Annotated in this window: 28 protein-coding genes, 1 tRNA gene and 1 riboswitch; of the genes, 23 read left to right on the top strand and 6 right to left on the bottom strand. The window is 61.7% G+C overall.

From position 1 onward, the window contains the following. Nucleotides 1–84: 84 nt before the first annotated feature. The 14 genes from ACQ66M_RS02270 to hisC all read left to right on the top strand — a co-directional run bounded on the left by ACQ66M_RS02270 (nt 85) and on the right by hisC (nt 14,996). Entirely contained in the window at nt 85–468 is a 384-nt protein-coding gene (locus tag ACQ66M_RS02270; RefSeq protein ID WP_350170734.1) for a fluoride efflux transporter FluC, read from the top strand. Then, a complete protein-coding gene (locus ACQ66M_RS02265) occupies nt 465–1,505 on the top strand; it encodes an RluA family pseudouridine synthase (protein WP_430401591.1) in 1,041 nt (346 codons plus the stop codon). The genes ACQ66M_RS02270 and ACQ66M_RS02265 overlap by 4 nt, the downstream gene beginning before the upstream one ends. Beyond that, nucleotides 1,505–2,185: an HAD-IA family hydrolase gene (locus ACQ66M_RS02260; RefSeq protein WP_430401589.1), complete on the top strand. Its 681-nt coding sequence runs from the start codon at nt 1,505–1,507 to the stop codon at nt 2,183–2,185. Before ACQ66M_RS02265 ends, ACQ66M_RS02260 begins: the two co-directional genes overlap by 1 nt. 31 nt (nt 2,186–2,216) lie before the next feature. Continuing rightward, nucleotides 2,217–2,696 (top strand): hypothetical protein, encoded by a 480-nt coding sequence (locus ACQ66M_RS02255; RefSeq protein WP_430401587.1) that lies wholly within the window; start codon nt 2,217–2,219, stop codon nt 2,694–2,696. Nucleotides 2,697–2,740: 44 nt separating this feature from the next. After that, a complete protein-coding gene (locus ACQ66M_RS02250; protein WP_430401585.1) occupies nt 2,741–3,457 on the top strand; it encodes an ATP12 family chaperone protein in 717 nt (238 codons plus the stop codon). Between the two features lie 103 nt (nt 3,458–3,560). After that, on the top strand, nt 3,561–4,064 hold the full coding sequence (locus ACQ66M_RS02245; RefSeq protein WP_350170739.1) for a hypothetical protein: 504 nt from the start codon (nt 3,561–3,563) through the stop codon (nt 4,062–4,064). A gap of 162 nt (nt 4,065–4,226) precedes the next feature. Continuing rightward, nucleotides 4,227–5,759 carry an acyl-CoA carboxylase subunit beta gene (locus ACQ66M_RS02240; protein WP_350170740.1) on the top strand — a complete coding sequence of 511 codons (1,533 nt, stop codon included), beginning with the start codon at nt 4,227–4,229 and terminating at the stop codon, nt 5,757–5,759. Nucleotides 5,760–6,103: 344 nt separating this feature from the next. Then, on the top strand, nt 6,104–6,331 hold the full coding sequence (locus ACQ66M_RS02235) for a hypothetical protein (RefSeq protein WP_430401583.1): 228 nt from the start codon (nt 6,104–6,106) through the stop codon (nt 6,329–6,331). Between the two features lie 276 nt (nt 6,332–6,607). Beyond that, entirely contained in the window at nt 6,608–7,084 is a 477-nt protein-coding gene (locus tag ACQ66M_RS02230) for an N-acetyltransferase family protein (protein ID WP_430401581.1), read from the top strand. A 114-nt stretch (nt 7,085–7,198) separates the two neighbouring features. Further along, entirely contained in the window at nt 7,199–8,362 is a 1,164-nt protein-coding gene (locus tag ACQ66M_RS02225) for an acetyl-CoA C-acetyltransferase (protein WP_430401579.1), read from the top strand. A 644-nt stretch (nt 8,363–9,006) separates the two neighbouring features. Beyond that, nucleotides 9,007–11,106 (top strand): amidohydrolase family protein, encoded by a 2,100-nt coding sequence (locus tag ACQ66M_RS02220; protein WP_430401577.1) that lies wholly within the window; start codon nt 9,007–9,009, stop codon nt 11,104–11,106. 291 nt (nt 11,107–11,397) lie between these two features. Next, the gene (locus ACQ66M_RS02215; protein WP_430401575.1) at nt 11,398–12,993 is read left to right on the top strand and encodes a hypothetical protein; all 1,596 of its coding nucleotides are present in this window, start codon (nt 11,398–11,400) and stop codon (nt 12,991–12,993) included. A gap of 24 nt (nt 12,994–13,017) precedes the next feature. Beyond that, a complete protein-coding gene (locus tag ACQ66M_RS02210) occupies nt 13,018–13,791 on the top strand; it encodes a hypothetical protein (RefSeq protein ID WP_350170746.1) in 774 nt (257 codons plus the stop codon). A 113-nt stretch (nt 13,792–13,904) separates the two neighbouring features. Further along, nucleotides 13,905–14,996 carry a histidinol-phosphate transaminase gene (gene hisC, locus ACQ66M_RS02205; protein WP_430401574.1) on the top strand — a complete coding sequence of 364 codons (1,092 nt, stop codon included), beginning with the start codon at nt 13,905–13,907 and terminating at the stop codon, nt 14,994–14,996. Here hisC and panC read toward each other — a convergent pair. Continuing rightward, nucleotides 14,980–15,858 (bottom strand): pantoate--beta-alanine ligase, encoded by an 879-nt coding sequence (gene panC, locus ACQ66M_RS02200; protein WP_430401572.1) that lies wholly within the window; start codon nt 15,856–15,858, stop codon nt 14,980–14,982. The two genes, hisC and panC, sit on opposite strands and share 17 nt — an antisense overlap. A gap of 145 nt (nt 15,859–16,003) precedes the next feature. Here panC and ACQ66M_RS02195 point away from each other — a divergent pair, with 145 nt between their 5' ends. After that, nucleotides 16,004–16,390 (top strand): hypothetical protein, encoded by a 387-nt coding sequence (locus ACQ66M_RS02195; protein WP_350170749.1) that lies wholly within the window; start codon nt 16,004–16,006, stop codon nt 16,388–16,390. Nucleotides 16,391–16,441: 51 nt separating this feature from the next. After that, entirely contained in the window at nt 16,442–17,329 is an 888-nt protein-coding gene (locus tag ACQ66M_RS02190; RefSeq protein ID WP_299950732.1) for a division plane positioning ATPase MipZ, read from the top strand. Here ACQ66M_RS02190 and ACQ66M_RS02185 read toward each other — a convergent pair. Further along, entirely contained in the window at nt 17,326–18,180 is an 855-nt protein-coding gene (locus ACQ66M_RS02185; RefSeq protein ID WP_430401570.1) for an SDR family NAD(P)-dependent oxidoreductase, read from the bottom strand. The genes ACQ66M_RS02190 and ACQ66M_RS02185 overlap by 4 nt on opposite strands. Before the next feature lie 107 nt (nt 18,181–18,287). Here ACQ66M_RS02185 and tgt point away from each other — a divergent pair, with 107 nt between their 5' ends. Continuing rightward, nucleotides 18,288–19,433, top strand: coding sequence for a tRNA guanosine(34) transglycosylase Tgt (tgt, locus tag ACQ66M_RS02180; RefSeq protein WP_430401568.1), 1,146 nt, complete (start codon nt 18,288–18,290; stop codon nt 19,431–19,433). Here the strand turns inward: tgt and ACQ66M_RS02175 are convergent. Next, entirely contained in the window at nt 19,336–20,082 is a 747-nt protein-coding gene (locus ACQ66M_RS02175) for a hypothetical protein (RefSeq protein ID WP_430401567.1), read from the bottom strand. The two genes, tgt and ACQ66M_RS02175, sit on opposite strands and share 98 nt — an antisense overlap. Before the next feature lie 97 nt (nt 20,083–20,179). On the opposite strand from ACQ66M_RS02175, the gene ACQ66M_RS02170 reads away from it, so the two are divergent. The 5 genes from ACQ66M_RS02170 to folK all read left to right on the top strand — a co-directional run bounded on the left by ACQ66M_RS02170 (nt 20,180) and on the right by folK (nt 22,563). Beyond that, a tRNA-Lys gene (locus ACQ66M_RS02170) sits at nt 20,180–20,255 on the top strand. Nucleotides 20,256–20,384: 129 nt separating this feature from the next. Beyond that, on the top strand, nt 20,385–20,771 hold the full coding sequence (locus ACQ66M_RS02165; protein WP_350170797.1) for a hypothetical protein: 387 nt from the start codon (nt 20,385–20,387) through the stop codon (nt 20,769–20,771). Nucleotides 20,772–20,871: 100 nt separating this feature from the next. Then, on the top strand, nt 20,872–21,681 hold the full coding sequence (gene folP, locus ACQ66M_RS02160) for a dihydropteroate synthase (RefSeq protein ID WP_430401566.1): 810 nt from the start codon (nt 20,872–20,874) through the stop codon (nt 21,679–21,681). Continuing rightward, nucleotides 21,678–22,043, top strand: coding sequence for a dihydroneopterin aldolase (folB, locus tag ACQ66M_RS02155; protein ID WP_430401565.1), 366 nt, complete (start codon nt 21,678–21,680; stop codon nt 22,041–22,043). The genes folP and folB overlap by 4 nt, the downstream gene beginning before the upstream one ends. Beyond that, entirely contained in the window at nt 22,036–22,563 is a 528-nt protein-coding gene (gene folK, locus ACQ66M_RS02150) for a 2-amino-4-hydroxy-6-hydroxymethyldihydropteridine diphosphokinase (RefSeq protein ID WP_430401564.1), read from the top strand. The genes folB and folK overlap by 8 nt, the downstream gene beginning before the upstream one ends. Before the next feature lie 45 nt (nt 22,564–22,608). Here the strand turns inward: folK and ACQ66M_RS02145 are convergent, their stop codons facing one another. The 3 genes from ACQ66M_RS02145 to ACQ66M_RS02135 are packed head-to-tail and all read right to left on the bottom strand — an operon-like array spanning nt 22,609 to nt 25,527. After that, a complete protein-coding gene (locus ACQ66M_RS02145; protein WP_430401563.1) occupies nt 22,609–24,027 on the bottom strand; it encodes an NAD(P)(+) transhydrogenase (Re/Si-specific) subunit beta in 1,419 nt (472 codons plus the stop codon). A 4-nt stretch (nt 24,028–24,031) separates the two neighbouring features. Further along, nucleotides 24,032–24,400, bottom strand: coding sequence for a proton-translocating transhydrogenase family protein (locus ACQ66M_RS02140; protein WP_430401562.1), 369 nt, complete (start codon nt 24,398–24,400; stop codon nt 24,032–24,034). After that, a complete protein-coding gene (locus tag ACQ66M_RS02135; protein ID WP_350170803.1) occupies nt 24,397–25,527 on the bottom strand; it encodes a Re/Si-specific NAD(P)(+) transhydrogenase subunit alpha in 1,131 nt (376 codons plus the stop codon). The genes ACQ66M_RS02140 and ACQ66M_RS02135 overlap by 4 nt, the downstream gene beginning before the upstream one ends. Before the next feature lie 59 nt (nt 25,528–25,586). Here ACQ66M_RS02135 and ACQ66M_RS02130 point away from each other — a divergent pair, with 59 nt between their 5' ends. Beyond that, entirely contained in the window at nt 25,587–26,354 is a 768-nt protein-coding gene (locus ACQ66M_RS02130; protein WP_350170804.1) for an SDR family NAD(P)-dependent oxidoreductase, read from the top strand. Between the two features lie 28 nt (nt 26,355–26,382). Next, nucleotides 26,383–26,568, top strand: a riboswitch (cobalamin riboswitch). Nucleotides 26,569–26,607 lie beyond the last annotated feature (39 nt).

Here is a 26,607-nt window from a genome sequence, read left to right as displayed (position 1 = left end):
CATTTGACCGTGAAAACCGGCCTGCGCAAGGCCCGTTGCCATTGTCTCTGGCGATTTGCGGCCTGTCGGCGTAGAAGGCCCGGCATGAACGGATTTTTACTCGTAGCAGCAGGCGGCGCGCTCGGCGCCATGCTCCGGCACAGCGTCGGATTGGCCGCATTGCGCCTGCCATTGGGCGGCGCTGCGGGTGCCACCCTGATTGTCAATGTCATCGGCAGCGCCCTGATGGGCATATTGCTGGCCTGGCTGATGCATCGCCAGGGTCCGTCTCAGGGCGCCTGGCTGATGTTCCTCGGCACTGGCCTGCTCGGCGGCTTCACCACATTCTCCGCCTTTTCGCGTGAAGTCGTGATCATGATGGAAACCGGCGCTTACATGCGCGCGCTCAGCTATGCGCTCGTGTCGGTCATCGTGTCCGTACTCGCGCTGATGGTGGCACTCTATATTACACGGAAGGTGCTCGCATGAGCGGCCAGATCATTACCGAAACCGTCACCACCAAGGAAGAAGGCACGCGCCTCGACCGCTGGGTCAAGCGCCGCGTCCCTGTCACGCAGGGCCAGGTCGAGAAATGGCTGCGCACGGGGCAGATCCGCGTCGATGGCGGCCGTGCCAAGGCGAACATGCGCCTCGAGGCCGGCATGGCCGTGCGCCTGCCGATCCTTGATGGGGAAGCGCCGCGCCAGCGCGACCCTGCTGCAAACGCGTCGCAGAAAGACCGCGAATTCCTCAAGGAGCTGATCATTTACGAAGACGATGAGATGATCGCGTTCAACAAGCCCGCCGGGCTTGCCGTGCAGGGCGGGTCGGGGCAGGGGCGCCATATTGACGGCATGCTGCCGGCCCTCTCCGAAGGTGAACACCGCCCGGTCCTCGTTCACAGGCTGGACAAGGACACATCCGGCGTCCTGCTGGTCGCGAAGTATCCGGCTGCTGCCGCGCGCCTCGGCGAACTCTTCCGGGGCCGCGAAATGGACAAGGTCTACTGGGCCGTCACCGTGGGCGTGCCCAACCCGCCTTTCGGCCAGATCCGCTGCTGGATGGTCAAGGGCGTGCCCGACGACCGCGAAGAAAGCGGCTGGCGCCCCGTCAGCCCGAACGTCAAACGCCGCGATGCCGACCGTGAGCGCATGATCCGTACGGCGCAGGGCGTCGAAGGTGCGAAGCATTCGATTACGGACTATGCCGTCATTTCCACGGCGGGCCAGAAGGCGGCCTGGGTCGCGCTGAAACCACTCACAGGCCGCATGCACCAGCTGCGTTTCCACATGCTGGAAATGGACACATCCATCCTCGGCGACTTCAAATACCAGAGCCGGCGCGAAGTGCCCAACGGCCTCGCTCCCGGCCTGCATCTGCATGCCCGCGCCCTCATCATTCCGCGCGAACACGGCAAGCCGATCAGTATTGTTGCGCCGCTCTCCCCGCACATGAAGGAGACATTCGAAACGCTTGGATTCCTTGAACAGGAAGCGGGCAAGAACCCGCTGGCGCCTTTCGTCTGATGCTGAAGCTGGCAATCTGGGACATCGACGGCACCATTGTGGACAGCCGGGACGTCATCCTGACGGCGATGACACGTGCCTTCGAGGCCTGCGACCTCGCCCCGCCAAGCCACGACCAGACCCGCAGGATTGTCGGCCTCAGCCTGCACGATGGCTGCCGCATTCTCGCGCCAGACAAAATCTCCGACGCGAAGCTGGAAGACCTGGTCAGCGCCTATCGGGATGCCTTCATCCTGCGCCGTACCGAGCCCGGTTTCTTCGAGCCGCTCTATGACGGCGCAATGGAAACCCTGCAGCGGCTGCGCGATGACAACTGGCTGATCGCAATGGCGACAGGAAAATCACATCGCGGCATCCGTGCCATCTTCGAAATGCATCCCCTCGAATCCTATTTTGATACAATCTGGTGCGCCGATGACGGCCCGGGAAAGCCCCACCCGTTCATGGTGGAACAGGCCATGGGCGCGCTCGGCGCCGCGCCGCATCAGAGCCTGATGATCGGCGACGCCATCCACGATATAAACATGGGCAATGCCGCGGGCGTCCGCACGCTGGGCGTCAGCTGGGGCTTCGGCACGGCACAGGAACTGGAAGAGGTGGGTGCGCACGAAGTTCACCACAGCTACGCGACCCTGCAAGACAGTCTTGCCGCTTTTGGCAACGCCATAGGGAACCAATAGGTCAAGCCTACGTTAGGTTGTCATGGCTTACATGACACCCTCTCAGAGAGAAACGACAGGCAGCTGGAAGTTCGAAGCCGGCATTGTCGGCGTCGCCGCGCTGACGCTCACTGCTTTCCTTACATACATGATGATGAAGCAGGAAGCTGTTCGTGCAGAACCTGTCGATCACTTCGTCCAGTCAGACTATGATGCGTTTGACCGCAATTTCGAATTGGAAGGTGCGCGCTGCGAACTGGGTTTGGTCGAACAGAAAATCTGCATGCACAAATCACCGATGGAGAGCGACATCGTTCGGGGTGAACCGTTGCCAGACTATATTCCGGATATGGGCACACAGTTCCGTGTCGTCGTGGAAACGAGCCTCAAGGCAGACCAGTTCCGCACTGTGGCTTACGGGCAGACATTGGCTCTGGTGGAGCCCGGTTCGCGCTATGTCCAGGACGTGCTGCACCTCACTGCGCCGGATTTCGTATCTGCCCAGAACAGTCGCCTGGAGCCAAAAGTCTGAAATCCCCCTTGGAACAAAGCGCCAGCGGGCCTAAAGCCTGCAGCATGACCAAACCATCTTCTGACAATCCGAAACGCTTCTACAAGCAGGCCGCCATAGACAAGATCGACGGCGGCTGGACCGTCATGCTTGATGGCCGCAGTATCAAGACGCCCGCGCGCCTCCCGCTCACGCTCCCGGCTGAGCGCCTTGCCAAGGCGATCGCCGCCGAATGGAATGCGCAGGAAGAGTATATCGACCTCGCGGCCATGCACCTGACCCGCCTTGCCAATGTGGCCATCGACCGGGTCGAAGACGCGCGAGACGATATGGCTGACGAGCTTGCCCGCTATTGCGAGACGGACCTCATCTGCCACATCGCCGAAACGCCTGACGAACTTGCCGGGGCCGAAGAGTCCCACTGGGCGCCTGTACGCGACTGGGCGGGCGATACGCTCGGCGTCAATCTTGTGCCCGTTATCGGCATCATCGCCTCGCCGCAGCCGGACGCCTCGCTTGAGGCGGCCCGCCAGCATGCGCTCGGTCTCGATGCGTTCAGGCTGACCGGCCTGCTCTATGCTGCCGGCCTGTTCGGCTCCGCGCTTCTGGCGCTGGCGGTTGAGCAGGAGGCGATGAATGCCGAGGATGCGTTCGAAGTCTCGCGCATTGACGAGGCCTGGCAGGCCGACCAATGGGGCGAGGATGACGAGGCCAAGGCCGCCACGGAAGCCCGCCGGCTGGAGGCCAAGGCGCTCGGCGTCTGGTTCCGCGCGCTGGGCTGATCCGCCTTCCGGCAGGCCCTCCGTGGCCGAACGCAGGATGAATGCTCGCTTCACACCCGGTTCCAATGCCCCGTGTTTTCCTGCACCCATGATAAAGCGTATCATGACCTTTCGAGTGGCTGCTGCAGCGTTTGCTGTACCGGCGCTCTTCGCTGCCCCTGCTGGTGCAGACCCGGTTCGCGGGGCGATTGTTCAACTCGAGCAGAAACTCGGCGCCAACACGTCCCTCGTGGTCCAGGTCGGCCAGAATGACCGGTACGGCCGCCACGACCGGCGCGACTACCGCGTCAACCAGTGGGGCCAGTCCCAGCGGGAAGTGCGCGCCCTGCGCCGGGATGCCGTACAGGCCTGCCGCCGTGTGGTGGCGAAACAAGCCTATCGTATCGGTTATCGCGACGTGGATTTCGACAATGACCGCCGCGTCCGCCAGATCGGCCCCCATGGCTTCCGGGTCGTGCTGGATGATGTCGAGTTCGAAAACCGTCGCCGGGATATCGAGCGCGACGTGACCTGCACCATCCGGCGCGGTCAGGTCGTCGATATTCAGGGGCTCCCGGCCCATGGCAAGCGCGGCTACCGTCACGCAAACGGGCGGCGCGGCTACTAGGCCCGTCCTGCCCGTACAAGGCCCCGGTCTCGCGATCGGGGCCTTTTTCCTGCCCGGCGCCCGGCCTCATGCTGACGCGCCGTCATCGATTGCCGCACTTGCCAAGCCAGCCACGCCGTTTATCAGTCTGGACAACAGGTTTATGGCAGGGAGAGGCCCCGAATGCAGGATGTAATCGACGCACTGGAAGCACGCCGCGAAGCAGCCCGTCAGGGTGGCGGCGCCGCCCGGATCGAGAAGCAGCACGAAAAGGGCAAACTGTCCGCGCGCGAACGCGTCGCTGTTCTCCTCGATGAGAACAGTTTCGAGGAATTCGACATGTTCGTGGAACACCAGTGCGCCGATTTCGGCATGGCTGAGCAAAAAATACCTGGTGACGGCGTCGTCACCGGCCAGGGCACCATCAATGGCCGCCTCGTCTATGTGTTCTCGAAGGATTTCACCGTCTTCGGCGGTTCGCTGTCAAAGGCCCATGCAGCCAAGATCGTTAAGGTCCAGAAAATGGCCGTTCAGAACGGCGCGCCCGTCGTCGGGATCTTCGATGCCGGCGGCGCGCGCATCCAGGAAGGCGTTGATTCGCTTGCCGGCTATGCCGACATCTTCATGGAAAACGTCCTTTCCTCCGGTGTTATCCCGCAAATCTCCGTCATCATGGGCCCCTGCGCGGGCGGCGATGTCTATTCCCCCGCCCTGACAGACTTCATCTTCATGGTGAAGGACACGTCCTACATGTATGTCACGGGGCCTGACGTGGTGAAAACCGTGACGAATGAGGAAGTCACCCACGAATCCCTTGGCGGCGCGTCGGTGCATGCCAACAAGTCCGGCGTCGTTGACGGCGCTTTCGAGAACGATATCGAGGCGCTCACCCAGATGCGCCGCCTGGTCGATTTCCTGCCGCTGTCAAACCGCGAAGAGGCGCCGCTGCGGCCCGTGCATGACGATATCGACCGCGTGGAGAAAAGCCTCGACACGCTGATCCCGCCAAACCCGAACACGCCCTATGATATGAAGGAGCTGATCACTAAGGTCGCCGACGAAGGCGACTTCTTCGAGATCAGCCCGAATTTCGGCGCCAACATCATCTGCGGCTTCGGCCGCATCGAGGGCTCCACGGTCGGCTTCGTCGCCAACCAGCCGATGACGCTTGCCGGCGTGCTCGACATCGACGCCTCGCGCAAGGCAGCCCGGTTCGTGCGCTTCTGCGACTGTTTCAATATTCCCGTCGTCACCTTCGTTGACGTGCCGGGCTTCATGCCGGGCACCAAGCAGGAATATGGCGGCCTCATCAAGCATGGCGCGAAACTCCTCTTCGCCTACGCCGAGGCCACCGTGCCCAAGGTCACCGTCATTACACGGAAGGCCTATGGCGGCGCCTATGACGTAATGAGTTCCAAACACCTGCGCGGCGACGTGAACTATGCCTGGCCCACGGCCGAAATCGCCGTGATGGGCGCCAAGGGCGCGGTCGAGATCATCTACCGCAAGGAACTGGGCGACAAGGACAAGATCGCTGCGCGCACCAAGGAATACGAAGACAATTTCGCCAATCCTTACGTTGCCGCCCGCAAGGGCTATATCGACGACATCATCATGCCCCACTCCACCCGTCGCCGCATCGCCAAATCCCTCCGCACCCTGCGCACCAAACAGCTGGAAAATCCGTGGAAGAAGCACGATAACATTCCGCTGTAGTGTTTTTTGTGTTTCGTATGCGGAGCAACGTAGTGCTCGCGGCAATTATGACTGCTTTGTTGGCATCTGGTTGTGACAACCAGGCAGTGCGAGAGCGATCATCGCAACATGTGCCCACGATGGACCTGGATGCCCTGACTGAAACATTGACCGAAAAGTTGAAATCCAAATCGTGCAGCTCGACAAACCTGAAGCCTCTTGAGGAAGTGACACGTCTCCCACCGGAAGAATCTGCTTCCTGGCACGATAGCGTCACCGTCTAGAGCGGAGACGAGATCGCGCGCATGGCGTTCAGGTGCGCTGAAACAAGCAAGGACGATGAAGACCTTGAAAGCAGGACTTTGATGTACTTGCTGATGAAGAGCGCCGAGAAAGACTGCGCGCTTGGGTTGAGCGAGATCGGGGCGGCACTGATGTACTGTTACCAAAACGTCGAGCAGAACGACGCGTTGGCGTCCTATTGGCTCGAGCACGCAGCAGCGAAAAGCGAGAGCCTGGCCATGTTGTCGCCAGGCAGACTGCATGTCGAGCATCGGCTTGGCGAGCAATCATCGCTCGACACAGGAAAGTAGCTCCTTCAGGCGTGCGCATTCGTCGGCAATCAGGAATGCATGACTGAGCTTTCGAACGCTAGAGTTTGCGGGACGCGTCAAGCAGTAGGGCTCCGTTGATCACCTGGTCGGCTCATGCCGTGCGGATTTAACTGTCCGGCAAGCGTAGCAAGGGGGAGGTCAGGCAGGGGTCGGGCGGACTCGCTCCGCGAAATCCGCTTCCAGTCCGCAAACCGTGGGCTCAACGCAGCGATACGCTCCATTGCCCGCCACGCCGGTTTACCTCACCATCGCCCAATGTCTCAGTCTCTCCAACTCCGCCTCGCGCTCCCCACAGACAGCGCCGCCCTCGTCGCCATCCTGCACGACACGTTCGACTCCACATGGCGCCCCCAGATCACGCCCGCGGCCGTGGCGGCCTACCGGCAAGGCAGCCGCCCCGCTGCCTATGTCGCCGTGCGCGGCCATATCTTCCAGGTTGCAACCCGCGCGGGCGCCGTCGTGGGCTTTGTCGACTGGCAGGATGATTTCGTGCATGCGCTCCACGTCCATTCCGCCCATGCCCGCTCCGGCGTCGGCACGGCGCTGATGGATCGCGCCGAAGGCGAAATCGCCCGCGAAGGCTTCCCCGCCGCCCGGCTCGAAACCGACACGTTCAATACGCGCAGCCAGGCCTTCTATGCCGCGCGCGGTTATGTCGAAACGGGTCGTTATCCCGACAAGGAATGGAACAGCGGGCTGACGACGCTTCTGTTGGAAAAGCGGCTCGGCTGAGCAAAACACGCCGCCGCCCAATCCCCCCCTTGCTCGCCCTTAGGGAACCCTTCCTACATTCCTTCCATCACCACGGAACACGCCGCCCGGCGGCGCAAAGGAAGGAACACAATCATGGCTGAAGCCTATATCTGCGCCGCCGTGCGCACCGCCGGGGGCCGCCGCAATGGCCGCCTTTCGGGCATCCACGCCAACGATCTCGGTGCACGCGCGCTGGACGCCGTCGTCGCCCGCGCCGGGATTGACCCCGCCGTCATCGAGGACGTGATCTTCGGCTGTGTCACGCAGGCTGGCGAACAGGCTGGCCAGGTCGGCCGCATGGCCGTGCTCGCCTCGGGCCTGCCCGACAGCGTGCCTGCCGTCACCATCGACCGCCAGTGCGGCTCGTCCCAGCAGGCCATCCAGTTCGCCGCGCAGGCCATCATGTCCGGCACACAGGATGTCGTCATCGCGGGCGGCGTCGAATCCATGTCGCGCGCCCAGATGGGCTCGAACTACCTGCCGGGCTCCGGCATCTCGCCCATCTCCGACACGATCAAGCAGAAATACGGCATCAAGGGCTTCAGCCAGTTCGTCGGCGCCGAAATGGTCGCCAAGAAGCATGGCTTCACGCGCGACGACACCGATGCCTTCGGCGTCGAGAGCCAGCGCCGTGCTGCCGCCGCGACAGAGGCGGGTGCCTTCGCTGACGAAATCGTGCCTGTCGAAATCATCACGCCCGAAGGCGAGATCGAAATGCACACGGTCGATGAAGGCATTCGCCCCGGAACAACGCGTGAAGCGCTTGCGGGCCTGAAGACAATGGCCGAAGGCGGCATTCTCACGGCCGGCACGTCCAGCCAGATTTGCGACGGCTCGTCCGCCGTCCTCGTCGCCTCGGCCGAGGCCGTGAAGCGCTATGGCCTCACGCCGCTGGCGCGCATCCACAATCTCACCGTTACCGCCGGTGACCCGGTCATCATGCTGGAAGAGCCACTCTTCGCCACCGACCGTGCCCTCCAGCGCGCCGGCATGAAGATGGCCGACATTGACCTGTACGAGGTCAACGAGGCCTTCGCCTCCATCCCGATGGCCTGGCTGAAGCATACCGGCGCCGACCCGGACAAGCTCAACGTCAATGGCGGCGCCATCGCTCTTGGCCACCCGCTCGGCGCCACCGGCACCAAGCTGATGACCACGCTGGTCTACGGCCTCAAAGCCCGTAACAAGCGCTGGGGCCTGCAAACCATGTGTGAAGGCGGCGGCATCGCCAACGTGACCATCATCGAAATGGCGTAAGGCCGAAAGGCCCTCACCTCCGATGGCTGTGCGACGGGCCCTTCCTCTCCTACAGGAAGAGGGGGCAGGTCATTCAGCGCGGTCAGCCCCTCTCCCGCGCGTGGGAGAGGAGGGACCCGCTGACGAAGGCAGTGGGAGGTGAGGGCCTCTTTCCCCACCCAGATTGACCCGGTGTACATTGCCCACCAATGCCAACCTTCTCCCTGCTCTCGCCGCTGATCTTCTTCCCGATTCAGCGCCTCAAGGCACGGTTCAGGGAAAACGGCGGCTCCGGCAGCCAGATGCTCCGGTGGCTCACAAAGACAGGGCGCGTCAGTCTCATTCGTGCACCACTATCGGATCAGCTCAGGCTCGCCCTGAGCTCGGAAGAGACTCCGTATCCCCGGCGAACGACGGAGCTGAGAACCGATCTACCAGCGCACCGCGACGACCCCGAAGCAGGCCCAAGCGCGCGCAGGGCAAGGCCGGATCGATCCCATCCCCGACAGCGGACGCTGCGCCTGATCCTGACACGCCAGTTCTACCCCAAAGCGCCCTCACAGGCGCCGCACGTGCTGGGCCTGACCTAGCGCCGCGTCATCATCTGTGCGACCAATCTCCAGAGCTGCAGCGCAAGGGGCGCGCGGCGACGGGAGATTTTCGCGATGATGAACCGGATTGCACTGGCCGCGCTGGGTGGCACGCTTTGGCTTGGCGCCTGCACGCATGCGGCCTCCACCCGGGATGAAACGCTGGTCGAAGCGCCCGTCGCCGAGGCGCCCATGCCGACGGTCGAGACTTATTCCATCCTCACCAACAAGACCAGGATCGGCGCCCTGACGGCCACCCGCACTGGCGACGACATCTCGGTCAATTACGAATACCGCAACAATGGCCGTGGCCCGACACTCGCTGAATCCATTACGCTCGGCGACGACGGCCTGCCGGTCAGCTGGACCGTCGATGGCAACACCACGTTCGGTAACAGGATCGCGGAGAGCTTCTCGCGCGCCGAAGGCACGGCCAGCTGGGTCGACACGACCGGCCCCGGCAGTGCCCCGGTCACCGAGCCGTCCATCTATATCGCGCAGAACCCGACGCCCTATTCGCTCGCCATCTACTCCAGCGCCCTGCTGGCCGATGAAGACCAGACGCTGCCGGCCTTTCCCGCAGGCGCCCTGCGCCTTGAAGCACTGGAAACGGCCACCGTCGACGGCACGCCGGGCGTCGTCTCGGCCACGGCCTATGCCCTGACAGGGGAAAGCCTCGACCCGACCTATTTCCTGCTCGACGAATCCGAGACCCTGTTCGCGCTGATCTCTCCGAGCTTCGTAGTTGTCCGCACCGGTTATGAAGAGGCCGAGCAACAGCTCAACGATCTGGCCGTGTCCCTCTCGACCAACCGGTTCGAAACCATTCAGGCCAAGACGGCCCACACGTTCGACAGCCCCCTGCGCATCGCGGATGTCCGCATCTTCGATCCGGTCACCAAGGCACTGACCGGCCCGGTCTCCGTGCGTGTCGAAGGCAGCGTGATCAAGTCAATCGATGCAGCCAATGCCAGTCATCCCGAAGAGGCCGTTATCGACGGCAAGGGCGGAACCCTCGTTCCCGGCCTCACTGACATGCACGCCCATCTGGGCCAGGACGACGCCCTGCTCAATATCGCCGCCGGAATCACTCTGGTGCGTGACATGGGCAATGACAATGGTGTGCTCAACACGCTGATCGAAAAGATGGACAGCGGCCTCCTCGCCGGGCCGCGCGTCGTCAAGAATGGCTTCATCGAAGGCAAGAGCCCGTTCAGCTCGAACAATGGCACGCTGGTCAATAGCGAAGACGAGGCCATCGCTGCCGTGAATGCCTATGCCGATGAAGGCGATTTCTTCCAGATCAAGATTTACAATTCGATGAACCCGGCCTGGGTTTCCGCCATGGTCGCTCAGGCCCGCAAGCGCGGCCTCGGTGTGGCCGGACACGTCCCGGCGTTCACCAATGCCGATGCCATGATTGAAGCCGGTTATGACGAGATGACCCATATCAACCAGGTCATGCTCGGCTGGGTGCTGGCCGAAGACGAGGACACACGCACCTTGCTGCGCCTGACCGCCCTCCAGCGCCTGCCCAGGCTCGATCTCGACAGTGATATCGTGCGGCACACCCTGGATCTCATGGCGGAAAACAATGTTGCCATCGACCCGACTTATGCGATCCACGAGGCGCTGCTCCTGTCGCGCAATGGCGAAGTCCAGCCCGGCATGGCCGACTATGTCGATCACATGCCGGTCGGCGTCCAGCGCGATGCCCGCGCGGCCTGGTCGAATATCGAGACTCCGGAAGATGATGCAGCCTATGCCGGTGCCTTCGACCAGATCACCGACACGCTGAAGCGCATGAAGGATCGCGGCATCCTGATCCTTTTCGGAACCGACATGGGTGGCTCGTTCACCCTCCATCGCGAGCTCGAACTCTACCAGAATGTCGGGTTTACCCCGGCAGAAATCCTCGCCCGGGCGACACTTGAGGAAGCGGCCTATATGGGGCTGGCAGATGAGCTTGGCTCCATCACGCCCGGCAAGAAGGCAGACTTCTTCCTCGTGCCCGGCAATCCGGTCGAGGACCTGAAGGCGATCAAAACGATTACGTTCGTCGCCAAGGACGGTGTCGTCTATTTCCCGAGCGAGATTTATCCCTATTTCGGCATCAAGCCCTTCACCGATGTGCCGCAAATCATTGAGCCGGCGCCAGCCGAACAGGGCACCTGACATTGGCCCTGTAATAGGTGTTGCTAATTGGCCACTGCAAAAACTGTTACAGGCCTTGTTAGAATCCTGGAGGCCGCGACGCCTTCGAAAGGTGTGATTCGCTGTGATTGCGGTTAACGCAATGGGTTGAATAAATTCAGAAAATTAACTCGCGGCCCCACGGCATATGGGGCCGCGTTAACGATCATTACCGATTTGCAACAAGGCGCAGGCTTTCACGCTTAGTTTACGGGTCCGGCGCATTCTCGGCGAAGGTTAATACCAAGCCTTCCGTTGTTAAGAGGTAATATGATGCTGAAGAAAACTGTGCGCTGGGGCGCAGACGTCGGATGCCAGTCGAAGATCAAGCCGCTGGAGACGACGGCAGAACTGTCTGATTTCGGTCTGAAAGGAAAGCTGGCCCAGGGTGAGCTCGGCTTCAATCGTGCGCTGACCAAGCGCGACGCCAAGCAGGACGCCACCGATGCCATCCCGGCATCCGACGCCATCACGCAGGACCAGTGGAGCGAACGCGAGCAGCAGATCGCCGAACGCGCCGAAACCGTGCGCCGTGGCCTGACCACCTGGCTCAGCACGACGGCTGCGAGCGTCCGCAACTTCATTCACGATTGCACCCCGATCGACATCTACCCGGACCAGTTGCGCGAGGCGATCAAGTCGGAAGAGAATGAATACCGCCATCACGAGATGGATGACGTGACCGATGCCCGCGAGAGCCATTCTGCCGCCATCATCGAGCTGCAGACCTTCCGTGCCCGTCATGGCGACCGGATCGGCGACCGTACGCCCGACATCAAAAAGAATGTCGAGCAGACAGTGGCCATCCTGATCTTCATCATGGTGCTCGAAGGTGGGTTCAACGCACTCCTGTTCAAGGACGCACAGGCATCCGGCCTGTTGGGCGGCCTTATGATTGCCTTTGCCGTCAGCGCCGTGAACGTCTGCTTTGGCGTGATCACGGGCTTTTTCGGTCTGCGTTACGCGCTGAACCATCCGCATATTGCCCTCAAGATTCTGGGCGGCATCGTGACCGCCTTTGGCCTCGTCGGTGGCGTCCTCCTGAACTTCTTCGTCGCGCACTTCCGTGACGCCGTGGAGACAGGACTGATTGCGGCCACCCAAGCTGGAACGATGGCGGAATTCTCGATGTTCGACATCGCGCCCGGCACCGTGCTGGTCAGCATGTTCCCGAACATCTTTGGCCTCGAAAGCTTCATCGCCCTCGGCCTCCTGTTCATGGGGCTCACCGTATTCGGCCTCGCTGTTTACGAAGGTTATGACCGCATATCCGACCGCTATCCGGGCTATGGCCGCGTATGGCGCAAGGAGCGCAAGGCCTATGAGCGCCGCCAGCAGGTGCGCAATGGCGTGCGCGATGACCTGTCAGACTATTTCACACAGTGCCGCCTCTGGTTCGAGACCCAGCTCTCGCGCCATGCGGCCGCCAAGCGTGAAATCGAAAAGGCCATGAATGAACTGGAATCGCGCCGCGATGTGGCGGTCTCGATCGCGGCGAAGGCGGCCGATCAGGAGCGCTCGTTGAAAGTCGCCTATCGCCAGGCGCACCGCCGCCAGCGCAACCTGCTGCGCGACAAGCTCGGCGAGCAGGCAGCCTGCCCGGCCTATTTCGACGAGATCGTCACGCCCCAATTGCCGCCTTTCGACTATTCGAAAGAGCGCGAGCAGGCGAATGCAGCAATCAAGGCGATCGACCAGAACCTCAAAGCGCTCAACATGACCCGCGAGTGGCTGGAGACCCATATTCAGCAGGTCCAGAAGGGCCTCTCTAGCATCGACAAGAAAGTGGGCGAAGAAATCGAGAAGGTCCGTGACGGCAAGAGCGCCGGCAAGGCCTTCGTATCCGTGGACGAAGCGCGCCGGGCTTAGGCCCGGCGGCAGGAGGCAGAGACAATGGCGAGAAGACGAGAAAAAGGGCCCTGGTTCTGGCGAGGCATGATCGGGGCCATGCTGGCAGGCGTGTTCGGCCTGTTCGCACTGGTCGCATTCAACATTCCGCCAAGTGTCATGGCAGACACGTCCTGCCGGATGGACCGCAAGGACCCGGCGCACACGATTATCCTGCTCGACCAGTCCGATCCGTTCAATCCGAACGACCTGGATTGGGTCCATGAATTCGTCGACAATGAAGCGCGGGCCTTGCCGAAATACGGTCGGCTCACGGTGATGACGCCGAACGCTGCGAGCCCGTATGACCCCAAGGTCATTTTCGTGAAGTGCTCGCCGGGCAGCATCGCCGATGCCAATCCCATCACGCAGAATCCGCGGATGATTGAGCAGGCATGGCAGTCGACGTTCTACAAGCCGCTGATCGCCGAGATTGAAACCGCACTTGAAGATACGCGCCAGCCAAGCTCGCCCTTGTTCGAGGCGCTGTTCACAATCGCTGACCGGGCCGATTTCCAGTCGACCAACGAGAACCGTCGGGTCGTGGTTGTGTCAGACCTGATGCAGCATTCCGAGGCCTTCTCGATGTACAAGGTGGGCGCCGATTATGACGCCTATCTTGGCTCGAAACTCGCCCAGACCAAGCCGCAGATGGAACGTGTCCAGGTCGTCGCCCGCATCGTGCCGCGCCAGATCTACGACCTGCCACTGGCTGATGTGAAGGCCTTCTGGCGCGCCTACTTCACCGAGGCTGGCGCCGACTATGGCTCGGTGAACTAGGCGATCCACTTGTCCTTTTGCAGGTAGGCCGCCCTCACAAGGCGGCCTGCTTTCTTGGGTGGCGCGACGAAATCGGCATTTCCCGCCAGCCTGCTTTGGTGTAACCGCCCGGAATGACCGACATTCGTCCCCTGCCGCACATCATGAAGACAAAGCCCTACGTGCCCGGCGGCAAGCTTGCCGGCGCCAAAGGTCCCGTCGTGATGCTGGCCTCGAACGAGAACCCGTTCGGGCCCAATCCCCTCGCCATCGAAGCCATGCGCGAGGCGGCGGCCAGCGTTCATGTCTATCCCGATCCGACCTATGGCGCATTGCGCGGCGCCATCGCCAGGGCGATGGGCATCACGGATGCCAACCGGATCGTCGTCTCGTCCGGATCAGACGAGATCATCCATCTGCTGACGCAATGCTATGCCGGACCCGGCGACGAAATCCTGCAAACCGAGCACGCGTTTTCGATGTACGCCGTCTCGGCCACCGCCCACGGCGCGGCCTGTATTTCGGCGCCGGAGACAGACCTTACGGCCGGTGCCAATGCCATACTCGCCTGCATATCGGAGCGGACCCGGATACTTTTCCTCGCCAACCCGAACAACCCGACCGGCACGATGATGTCAGTCGATGCGCTGACGGCTTTGCAGGATGCGCTCCCGCCGCATGTCCTGTTCGTGATCGATGGCGCCTATGGCGAATATGTCGGCCCGCACTATGAGGCGGCCATCCGCGACCTCGTCGATCGGCGGGCGAACACGGTGATGATGCGCACCTTTTCGAAGATCCACGGACTGGCGGCAGCCCGCCTCGGCTGGGCCTATCTGCCTGAGGAGATTGCCGAGACCTTCCAGCGCATTCGCGGGCCCTTCAATGTCAACAGCCTTGCCGTTGCCGCCGGCATTGCCAGCATCAGCGATCCGGCCTTCATCCAAATGAGCCGCGAGCACAACACGCTCTGGCGGGCGAAAATGACGGATGCCCTCAATGCAATGGGCCTCGCCACGCCGGGCTCTGAAGCGAATTTCGTGCTGCCGGATTTCGGTTCGGCAGAGCGGGCGGCCGCGGCCAATGACTTCCTCAAGGCGCGTGACATTCTCGTGCGCGCGGTTGGTGGTTACGGCCTTCCCACCCGCCTGCGCATCAGCGTTGGCTCGGCCGAGGACAATGAGGCGGTTCTCGCCGCCCTCAGGGACTTCACCGCGTCGCGCTGATATTGTCGATCAGGCGCGTCTTGCCCATCCACGCAGCCCCGAGCAGCCGCGCGACCGTTCCCGGCGCCAGCGGCGTATCCGGCAGGTCGCGCAGCGTGTCGGGGTCAACAAGGCTGACATAGTCGAGCGTGCGAAAGCCGGCCGCCATGATCAGGGCCCGTGCTTCGTCCAGCGCAACCGATGGCGTCACGCCAATCGCCAGCCGCACTGACGCCCGGTGCAGTGCCCCCTGCAACGCGCCGGCGGCGATCCGCTCGTCCGGCTTGAGGTAGAGATTGCGGGATGACTGGGCGAGGCCATCGCCATCGCGTGTTGTCTCCCCCCCCAGGATTTCGACGGGAAATCCGAGGTCGCGCACCATGCGCCGGATGATCTGCAGCTGCTGGTAGTCCTTCTCGCCGAACACAGCGACGTCGGGCTGCACATGCAGGAACAGGCGGGCGACCACCGTTGTGACGCCATAGAAGAAATGCGGCCGGTAGACCCCGTCGAGCAGATCTGACATGCCCTCGACCCGCACGTTCGTGGTGTTGCCTTCGGGATACATCTCTTCGACGGACGGCAAATACACCAGATCGCAGTCGACAGATTCCAGCCTGGCAATGTCGGCATCTGCGTCGCGCGGATAGGTATCGAAATCCTCTCCGGCAGCAAACTGCGTGGGGTTCACAAAGATGCTGGCAACGGTCCGGGAGGCCTTTTCCCGTGCTTTTTCAATGAGGGAGAGATGCCCTCCATGAAGGGCCCCCATCGTCGGCACGAATCCCACTGTCTCACCTGTCTGCTTCCATGCCCGGATGCACTGTGACAGCTGGGCACGTGTGTTAACGACCGTGACCGGTTTACCTGTACGCGAATTCACTTTGAAAAGGCCCCGACTGGCTATGAAGTAAACGTGTTGTTAACCCAAACGAGGGAATTTTAAAGCCATGACACACCGCATCCTCGCTCCGATTAAGTCTTTCGCGCTTTCTGCAGCCCTCCGGGTCGCTGCTGGCAGGTCCAAAATGCTTGAAGCTGTGGCACCAGAGCCGCGCGTACGGTCTTTTGAACCGGACCATTTGTCCGACGAATGGATGTTTGATTCGCGCGCCACGCCGGTCTCGGCTGAGGCTTATGTTTTCTCACGCGAGATGTCGCGCGTATCGGGTGCCCTCAGCGGCCTGCGGTCCCTGCTCACACAGATCTCGGCACACGCCCCGGTGCTCGACAGGATGCCGGAAGGCGTGCCATTCGGTGCGCTCGTGGGCGATGCGTTTCTGTTCGATGGCGAGCCCATGGCGGCGAGCTACGGTCCGGCACCAGTCGAAGACGCTGACCTGTTCGACGACCGGCCTGCCTTCTTGCCAGCCGCGACTCGTCGCGGCAGCGAGGAAGTTTCGCGAGTCGCCTGAGGAATTCGTTCCTTTTCTTTCAACCCCTGAGATCGTGTGGAGTCGCCCAACATGCCCGCAGATGGATTCGCCCCGGTAAGTCAGGTGGGTGGCCCGGACATGTCAGTGCAGCAACGCGATGCACGGGTGATTGTCATCGGAAACGAAAAGGGCGGAGCCGGCAAGTCGACTGTTTCCATGCACCTGTCCGTTGCGCTGATGCGCATGGGCAAGAAGGTCGGCATCATCGATCTTGACGTGCGCCAGCGTACCCTGACCCGCTATCTCGAAAACCGCCTGCGCTGGATGACCTCCACCGGTGCCAAGCTGCCGATGCCGGAAATCATCCGCGTCGATGCCAGCACAGAGCGTGATCTCGACAAGGCAGAAGCCGAGGAAACCCAGCGCTTCCTGTCCAGCCTCGCGCGCCTGAAAAAGGCCTGTGATTTCGTTCTGGTCGATGCGCCCGGCGGTGACACGTTCCTGTCCCGCCTTGCGCATGTCAGCGCCGACAGCCTGATTACGCCCCTGAATGACAGCTTCGTGGACTTTGACCTGCTGGGCGACGTGAACCCGCAGACGCTCGAAGTGATCCGGCCAAGCTTCTATTCGGAGATGGTCTGGTCGTGCCGCAAGAAAAAGGCACAGGCCAGTCGCCGTCCGATTGACTGGATCGTCATGCGCAATCGCATGTCGCCGCTGGCCGCCAAGAACAAGGAACGCGTCGGCGAAGCGCTTGAAAACCTGTCCAAGCGCATTGGTTTCCGCCTTGCACCCGGCCTGTCCGAGCGCGTGATCTATCGCGAGCTCTTTCCGGCAGGGCTGACCCTGCTTGACCTCACCGAGAAAGGCTCCAACGTGTCCTTCACGATGAGCCATGTGGCCGCGCGCCAGGAAATGCGCGACCTCCTGATCGTCCTGCAATTGCCGGAACTGATTGGCGCTGAAATCGAATTCTAGTGCCGGGGTGTCCGGTCGCGAATGCGATCGAACCCTTCCTTGATCATCGCAAACCGCGCGTCGACACCAGGTTCGAACTGGGTGTCGGTGAAAATATAGGGCCAATCGCCCTCAATGGCTTCGCGGACCAGTTCGCCAACATAGAGCGGATCAATCCCTTTATTGATGAGGTCGGTCGCCGTTTTGGCAAATTCAGATTCGCTTGCCTGAGCCGCCGCGGCGTCCCCATCAATCTTGTCTGCATAGCGCCCCGGAAGGTTACGTGCCGATTCCATGATTTTCGTGCGGATGAAGCCCGGGCAGAGTACTGACATGCCTATTCCACGCGCGGCGAGTTCCGGCCGCAGGCCCTCTGACACCGCCACGACACCATATTTGGTGGCGTTGTAGGCCGGTGCGACAGCAGCCACGAGGCCGGCCATCGAAGCCGTTGAGACGATCTGGCCGCCCTCGCCATGCGATTCGATCAGCGGTCCAAAAATCTCTATGCCCCAGACAACGGACATGAGGTTGACCCCGATTGTCCAGTCCCAGGCCGCATCGTTCCACTGGCCATAACCGCCTGCGCCACCGACACCCGCATTGTTGACGAGAATATGCACTTTGCCAAAGCGTTCGATCGTGGCGTCGGCTGCGGCCTGCAACTGGTCCTTAAGGGACACATCCGCGATCACGCCGTCGACGTCAGCATTCGTTTGCTTCAGGTCGCTTAACGCCTTGTCCAGGGCGTCCTTCTCGATATCGCACATCATCACTTTGACACCAGCCTGCGCCAGTGCCGTGGCAATGCCCAAACCAATGCCTGATGCCGCGCCCGTCACGAATGCCGTCTTGCCAGCCAGTTCTTTCATTTCCGTCCCTCGTTTTCTTTCAGCTTGCGACGCACGGACCTTCAGGACAAGCCGTGACGCATCGGAAGCCTAGGCAGGCAGGGCCACAACGCTTATAGGCCTCGCGCATGGCGACTTTCCCTTTCCAGATCAAAGCAACCGAAGGCGCGGCCCGCACCGGCACCCTGACCACGCCGCGCGGCGAGATCCGCACGCCGGCCTTCATGCCTGTGGGCACCGCCGGTACCGTCAAGGCGCTCTATATGGATCAGGTGGCCGGGGCAGGGGCTGACATTATCCTGGGCAATACCTATCACCTGATGCTGCGACCAGGCGCGGAACGGGTTAAGCGTCTTGGCGGCCTGCATGCGTTTTCCGGCTGGAAAGGCCCGATGCTGACCGATAGTGGCGGCTTCCAGGTCTGGAGCCTTGCCCAGTTGCGCAAGATGGACGCCGATGGTGTCACCTTCCAGAGCCATATTGACGGCTCCACGCACCGGCTCACACCCGCGCGCAGCATCGAGATCCAGGCCGACCTGCTGGGCGCAGATATTTCCATGCAGCTTGATGAGTGCACGAATTTCCCGTGCACCCACAGGGAGGCCGAACGCAGCCTCACCCTGTCGCTCGACTGGGGCCAGCGCTCGCTGGACGCCTTCGGCGACCGCGAGACACAGACCCTGTTCGGCATCATCCAGGGATCGAACTTTGCTGACCTTCGTGAGCAGTCCGCCAAGGGTGTCGTCGCGCAGGGCTTTGGCGGCATCGCGCTGGGCGGACTGGCGGTGGGTGAGGGGCATGAGCAGATGTGCGCCACCATCGACATGACTGTCCCCCACCTGCCTGACGCCCTGCCGCGCTATGTCATGGGTGTTGGCAAGCCGATCGACCTTGTGGAAAGCGTCGCGCGCGGCATCGACATGTTCGACTGCGTGCTGCCCACCCGGTCAGGTCGTCACGGTCAGGCCTGGACATGGGCCGGGCCGGTCAATGTCAAGAATGCGCAGTTTGCGGAAGACCTGTCGCCACTCGATGATGGAGTCGATTGCCCGGCCAGCCGCGACTATTCACGGGCCTATTACCACCACCTGTTCAAGGCGGGCGAGTATCTGGGGCCCATGCTGCTCAGCTGGCACAACACAGCCTTCTTCCAGGCTCTGATGGCCGAAATCCGTCTCAGTATTCGGGCGGGACGGTTTGAAGCCCTTCGCTCTGAATTGGCGGTGAGGTGGGCTGGGACAAAGTCGTCGCCGAAGGCGGAGACTGAGGCGTAGGCGCGGCTGGAGGCGGCTGAGGAAAATCGCCCTTGAACATGATGTCCTCGTCTACAGACGGGTGCACCATGAAGTCCGGACGGGCAGGCGGCGGGCAGCCCTTGGCCAGCCCATAACCCTTCAGATACGCACGTTGCTGCGCGCCGATCTTGAACGCCTTGTTGTATTTTTTCTCATGGCCTGCAGCACCCGTGGCTCTCCGGATCAGGCCACGGAAAGGGATGAAGCCCCGGGCCTCGGATGCCAGCGCGTTCAATGTCGCTTCAGCGGCCGAATCGGCGAGGATTTCGGTGCGCAGGCGTTCGTCCGGATTGGGCGTGTCCCAGTCTGGTCCCAGCACAAGGTCAAGCCGTGCCAGTTGGGCCTCCACCTCGTCACAGGTCAGAACCGGCGAGAGTTCGTAGGGGCTCTCCATGCCTTCCAGCAGGGGGGGAATCTCGTCTCTCCGAAGGTTGAGGTCTTCCAGCGGAGACAATGCAGCGTCCGGCAGGCCTTCGCGCGTCTTTTCCACCGCGCTGGTCGTTGCGGTGCTGACATTGCTGCCCAGGGAGGGGGCAAAGCTGCCATTGGCGGGGGCCGTTGACTGTGGGGTGCTGGCGCATGCGGCAAGCGCAGCAAAGGCGCCAGCACAAATTAATCTTGTGCTCATATGGTGAGGGTGAAGCGAAAAATATGGCGACATCAAGCCTCGCTATGCAGGTAGCGGTTGACCCGGGAAGCGCCGTTGCCTAAATGGCGCCTTCGGCGTGCCCATAGCTCAGCTGGTAGAGCAACTGACTTTTAATCAGTAGGTCGCAGGTTCGAACCCTGCTGGGCACACCATTACCCTCCTTTACGACCGAGAAAACCCTGAATCCGCTACAGGATCGGCGCACCTGCGCGCCCCTGTTTGCCGGTATTCGGAACGCCCCGCTCGTTCAGCCATTGGTTCTCCAGACACAGGAGTCCCAAATGAAACTTACAAAAGCAGATAACGACCCTCAACGTGAACAGGATCTAAGCGAGCAACGCGGCTATGGCGAAACGCCGGGCCGCGACAGTGAAACGGCTGAAGCCGGCTATCGTGCAGGGCAGACCCCCGATGCGGGCGATGATCATGGCATCCTGCGGGATGATGGCCAGCCGCGCCCCAAAGGTGAGGCAGGCGAGCATATTGATGCGCAGTCCAGCCCCGTGATCAGCCAGGATGACGACCGATCCCCGAATGTGCCTGGAACGCTGAATGCCGACAAGGGCAGCCGGAAGGCGACGCCCGGCGCGGTGACACCCGCACCCGACAATACCGAGCTTGAAGACGCCTATTCCCAGAACAATCCCGGCGTGAACACCAAAAGCTGAGCAGGCGACACCTTGCCTGCGCCTGCAGCGATCCGATAAGCCTGTCACACGTTACTAACAGGCGAGTCGGATGGACGCAGGCAGGATCAGGCGAGCGGCCTTGCGGGATTCAATACTGGAGCAGGCTAGCAAGCGCGTGCTGCTGATGGGAATCCTGAATGTCACGCCGGACTCGTTTTCAGATGGCGGGGCGTTTTTTGATTCGGCCGCGGCCATAGCGCAGGCGCAGAGGATGGAAACCGAAGGCGCTGACATTCTCGACATTGGCGGGGAGTCGACCCGTCCCGGTGCAGCACCTGTCAGCGCTGAGGACGAGGCGCAGCGTGTCCTGTCAGTTCTGCCGGGCCTGTGCGCCGATGCATCGCGCGTAGTCTCTGTCGATACTTACAAGGCCAGTGTCGCGCGCAAGGCAGCGGGCGCCGGCGCAGTCATCATCAACGACGTATGGGGGATGACCCGTGATACCGATATGGCGCATGCGGTCGCTGACACCGAAAGCGCCGTGGTCGTGACCTATAATCGCGGAAAAGCCGATCCGGACCTGAACCTTGTCGATGACACGCGCGCATTTTTTGACAGGGCGTTCACCGTTACGCAGGCGGCGGGTGTGCCGCGTGAGCATGTGATCCTCGATCCCGGCGTCGGTTTTGGTAAAACGTGGGAGCAGAACTTTGCCGTTCTGGCCCGTCTTGACGTATTACTCGACTATGGCGCGCCGATACTGATCGGCGTGTCGCGCAAGTCCTTTATCGGCAAGTTGCTGGACCGTGATGTCGACGATCGTTTGACCGGGAGCCTTGCGGCAGGTCTTGCAAGCGTCCAGAGAGGCGCTTCAATCGTACGCGTCCATGATGTGGGCGCCCACGCAGACGCATTGAAAATGTGGAAAGCGATAGGCGAGGCAGGATGACAGACCGGGTTTTCGTTTCGAATCTCAGGCTCCACGGCCATCACGGTGTGATGGACGCAGAAAAGTCCCTCGGCCAGAAATTCATGGTCGATATTGATTGCCGCGTCATTCGGCAAGCCGATGCTATCGACAGGCTGGGCGGGACGGTAAACTATGCTGATCTGTGCGATCTTGCCGCTGAAGTGTCGGCCCAGGACGATTTCAACCTGATTGAAACGCTGGCGCACGATATCGCGGCGGCGATCCTGTCGCGTTTTGCCATGGTGCACGAAGTGGTGGTCACAGTGCGAAAGCCGTCTGCACCCATAAAGCATATCGTCGACCATGTCGGTGTGTCCGTAACGAGAGGTCGCGATGACTGAGGCAGCGATCGCTCTCGGGTCCAATCTTGGAGACCGCGCGGTGTTCCTCGCGTCAGCGCTGCGCGCCATCGACGCGCTGCCGGGCTGCAGGCTGACGCGTGTATCATCCGCCTACAGGACGCGCCCGTGGGGCAAGACAGACCAGGGCGAGTTCATCAACATGTGTGCCCTGATCGATACAGACCTTTCGCCCACAGACCTGCTCGTTGCGGTGAAAGACGTCGAGGCGTCGATGGGACGCACGGCATCGGAGCGCTGGGGACCGCGTGAGATCGATATCGACCTGCTGATCATTCCCGGCGTGGAGATGCGGACCGACCTTCTGACCCTGCCGCATCCGCGTATGTCTGAACGATTGTTCGTCATCGCTCCGCTGGCTGAAGTCGCGCCGGACCTGTTGCTGGGCGCTCAACGCATGGACGCACGCGCCAAGGCCCTGAAGGCGGCGGCGCGTCCGAATGACTGCGTTGTCGATGACGAGACCACGGACCTCATCAAGGCCGTTCTCGAATCGAAATGAAGGGCCCGCCTTCCGGCGCGCCCTTCATGTTCAAAGTCTCAAAACCTAGAGGTTCTTGACGATATCCTCGACCATCTTCTTGGCGTCTGCGAGCAGCATCATCGTGTTGTCGCGGAAGAAGAGTTCGTTCTCGATACCGGCATAGCCGGAGCCCATTGAGCGCTTGATGAAGAGGACTGTGCCCGCATTTTCCACATCGAGCACAGGCATGCCGTAGATCGGCGATGTCTTGTCTGTCTTGGCGGCCGGGTTGGTCACATCGTTCGCGCCGATGACGAAGGCGACTTCGGAATTGCGGAAGTCGGAGTTGATGTCTTCCAGTTCGAAGACTTCGTCATAGGGCACCTGGGCCTCGGCGAGCAGCACGTTCATGTGGCCGGGCATGCGGCCTGCAACGGGGTGGATGGCGTATTTCACCTCGACGCCTTCTTCCTTCAGCTTGTCACACATTTCCTTCAGGGCGTGCTGGGCCTGCGCCACTGCCATGCCATAGCCGGGCACGATGATCACTTTGGAAGCGTTCTTCATGATGAAGGCCGCGTCCTCAGCCGAGCCGCGCTTGAACGGCCGGTCGACCTGCACGCCGCCTCCGCCAGCGGCTGCATCGTCGCCGCCAAAGCCGCCGAGGATGACCGAGATGAAGCTGCGGTTCATGCCCTTGCACATGATGTACGACAGGATCGCGCCGGACGAGCCAACGAGCGCGCCGGTAATGATCAGGGCGAAGTTGCCAAGCGTGAAGCCGAGCGCCGCAGCGGCCCAGCCCGAGTACGAGTTCAGCATCGAGACGACGACGGGCATGTCGGCTCCGCCGATCGGGATGATCAGCGTGATGCCGAGGATCAGCGCGAGGGCTGTAAGCGCCAGGAAGGCCCAGTGCGCGTGGCCGTGGCTGGCCATCAGCACGCCGACCAGCACCACGATGCCGATAGCGAGTGCGATGTTCAGGACATGGCGCCCTGGCAGCATGATCGGCGCGCCGCCCATATTGCCATTGAGCTTGGCAAAAGCGATCAGCGAACCGGTGAATGTCAGCGCGCCGATGGCCGAGCCAAGCGACAGCTCGATCAGCGAGGCGGCGTGAATGCCTTGCGCGTCTGCAATGCCAAAGCCGAGTGGAGCGTAGAGCGCAGCGCCGGCCACAAGCACGGCGGCGAGGCCGACAAGACTGTGGAAGGCAGCAACGAGCTGCGGCATGGCCGTCATGGCGATGCGCTTGGCGATCACGGCACCGATCGTACCGCCGATGGCGACGCCGCCGAGGATGATGGCCCAGGTGGCAAGATCAAGCTGGTTCCAGAGAAGGGCAATGGTCGTGCCGACGGCGATGGCCATGCCGATCATGCCGTTGCGATTGCCCTTGCGGCTGGTGGCCGGGCTGGAGAGGCCACGCAGGGCCAGGATGAAGAGCACGCCTGCGACGAGGTAGAGCGCGGGCGCCCAGGTGGAGTGGAAACTGTCCATCAGACTACTCCCCCTTCTTTTTATACATGGCCAGCATGCGCTGGGTCACGAGGAAGCCGCCGAAAATGTTGACGCTGGCGAGCATGACAGCGACGCCGCCGAGGATCTTGGCGATCCAGTTGTCGGCGGTGAGGCCGGCTGCGGCAGCGGCGACAAGTGCGCCGACGATGATCACGGACGAAATGGCATTCGTCACGGCCATCAGCGGCGTGTGCAGGGCCGGCGTCACGCTCCAGACCACGTAATAGCCGATGAAGCAGGCCAGTACGAAGATTGCGGCGAGAAATATGGTCGGGTTCACGCCGCCGGACTCTGCAAAGGCAGGTGCGGCGAGAAGGAACGCCGTCGCGGCGAGGCTGCTGAGGCGTTTCATGATTTCACCCTGTCATTCACGGTTTCGCCATTGCGCGTGAGCAGCATGGCGGTGACGATTTCGTCATCGGTATCGAGGTTGAGCGCGCCGTCCTCGGCGGTGACAAGCGGCAGGAAAGCCAGAAGATTTTTGGCGAACAGCGAGCTGGAATCGGCTGGCAGACGCGCTGGCAGGTTAGAGAAGCCTGCGATTTTCACGCCGCCCACATCGACAATCTCGTCAGATTTCGAAAGCGGGCAGTTGCCGCCCTGGCTGACTGCCATGTCGACGATGACTGAACCGGGCTTCATCGTCTTGACCATGGCTTCGGTGACGAGGACAGGCGCGGCGCGGCCGGGGATCAGCGCCGTCGTGATGACGATGTCCTGCTTGGTAATATGCGACGCCGTCAGTTCGGCCTGCTTGGCCTGGTATTCCGGCGACATCTGCTTGGCGTAGCCGCCAGCCGTTTCGGCGGCCTTAAACTCTTCATCCTCGACCGCGATGAACTTGGCACCCAGCGATGCCACCTGTTCCTTGGCGGCGGGACGAACGTCTGTTGCCGTGACGACTGCGCCGAGCCGGCGGGCTGTGGCGATGGCCTGCAGGCCGGCAACGCCGACGCCCATTATGAACACCTTGGCCGGCGCGATCGTGCCGGCCGCCGTCATCATCATCGGCATGGCGCGGCCATAGGTCTGCGCGCCTTCGATCACGGCGCGATAGCCCGCGAGGTTGGACTGGGAAGACAGGGCGTCCATGGACTGCGCGCGGGAAATGCGCGGGGTGAATTCCATCGACAGGGTCGCGATTTTCTTGCCATTGAGCGCGTCCAGCAGGCCGGGCTCAAGCGCGAACGGGTCCATCAGGGCGAGCAGAGCCGCACCGTCCGGCAATGCCGCAATCTCGGCGACCTCCGGGCCGCGCACCTTGAACACTACATCGGCGCCTTTGGTCGCATTGGCGGCATCGCTGCCGATCTCTGCCCCTTCGGCCTTGTAGGCATCATCCAAAAAGCCCGCTACCACGCCTGCACCCGTCTCGACGGTTACAGAATGTCCCAGACCGACCAACTTCTTGACGGTCTCCGGTGTTGCGGCCACACGGGTCTCACCGGAGCGTCGCTCCCTCAGCACTGATATTTTCATGACGCTGAGATAGAGGCAAAATATTGCGTGACGCAACATGAAATTTGGAGGTTGAGGGCATGGGTATGTTTAGTTTAACTAATCGGACGGCTTTGGTTACCGGTGCGTCCAGCGGACTTGGTCGCCATTTCGCGGGCGTTCTGGCGGAGGCTGGCGCTCATGTCGTCGTGGCGGCGCGGCGGATGGACCGGCTTGAAGCGGTCGCTGCAGAAATTGAAAAGCGCGGTGGCAAGGCCCTGCCAGTGGAAATGGACGTCACGAGCGAAGACAGTGTGACGGGCGCGTTCGCGGAAATTGCTGATGCACTGGGGCGTCCGTGCGACGTGATCGTCAATAATTCCGGCATGTCGCGTGAAGGCTGGTTCACGGCAATGCCTGAAGATGACTGGAACGCCGTCATCGATACCAACCTCACAGGTGTCTGGCGTGTTGCCAAGCATGGCGCCAATGCGATGATCGATGCCAAACTGCCTGGCTCCATCATCAACATTGCCTCGATCACGGGCCTGCGCACGCAAATGATGACAACCGCCTATTCGGTTTCCAAGGCCGGGGTCGATCACATGACCCGTCAGATGGCCGTCGAGATGGCGCGTTTCGGCATCCGGGTGAACGCGATCGCGCCCGGATATTTCAAGACCGAGATCAATGATGATTTCCTCGAATCGGAGGAGGGCCTGAAAATGATTCGTCGAATCGCCCAGCGCCGCATCGGCGATGTTTCCGAACTGTCCGGCCCGCTTCTGCTGCTCGCGTCTGATGCTGGCAGTTTCATGACCGGGGCGACCGTCGTCGTCGATGGCGGTCACACGCTGATGCCGCTTTGATCTTGCCATCCCGGAATCACCGGACTAAAGCCTTCTCCACGCAAAAGGTGCCTGTTTAGCCACAGGTGAAAAGGGAAGCCGGTGAGAATCCGGCGCTATGCCCGTAACTGTAAGCGGAGAGGGACTGGCCATAAAGCCACTGGGAGTTTCCCGGGAAGGCGGCCTGTTCCATCGATCCGCAAGCCAGGAGACCTGCCTCTTGCCGTCGTTTGCCCTGGTCCGGGTTCAGGCCAATGGCAGCGGAGGCTAATAC

It is taken from the genome of Hyphomonas sp. (assembly GCF_965284475.1).
Lineage (GTDB): Bacteria > Pseudomonadota > Alphaproteobacteria > Caulobacterales > Hyphomonadaceae > Hyphomonas.
Note: the sequence above shows the minus strand (reverse complement) of the source record. Positions and strands in the feature narration are given on the sequence as shown.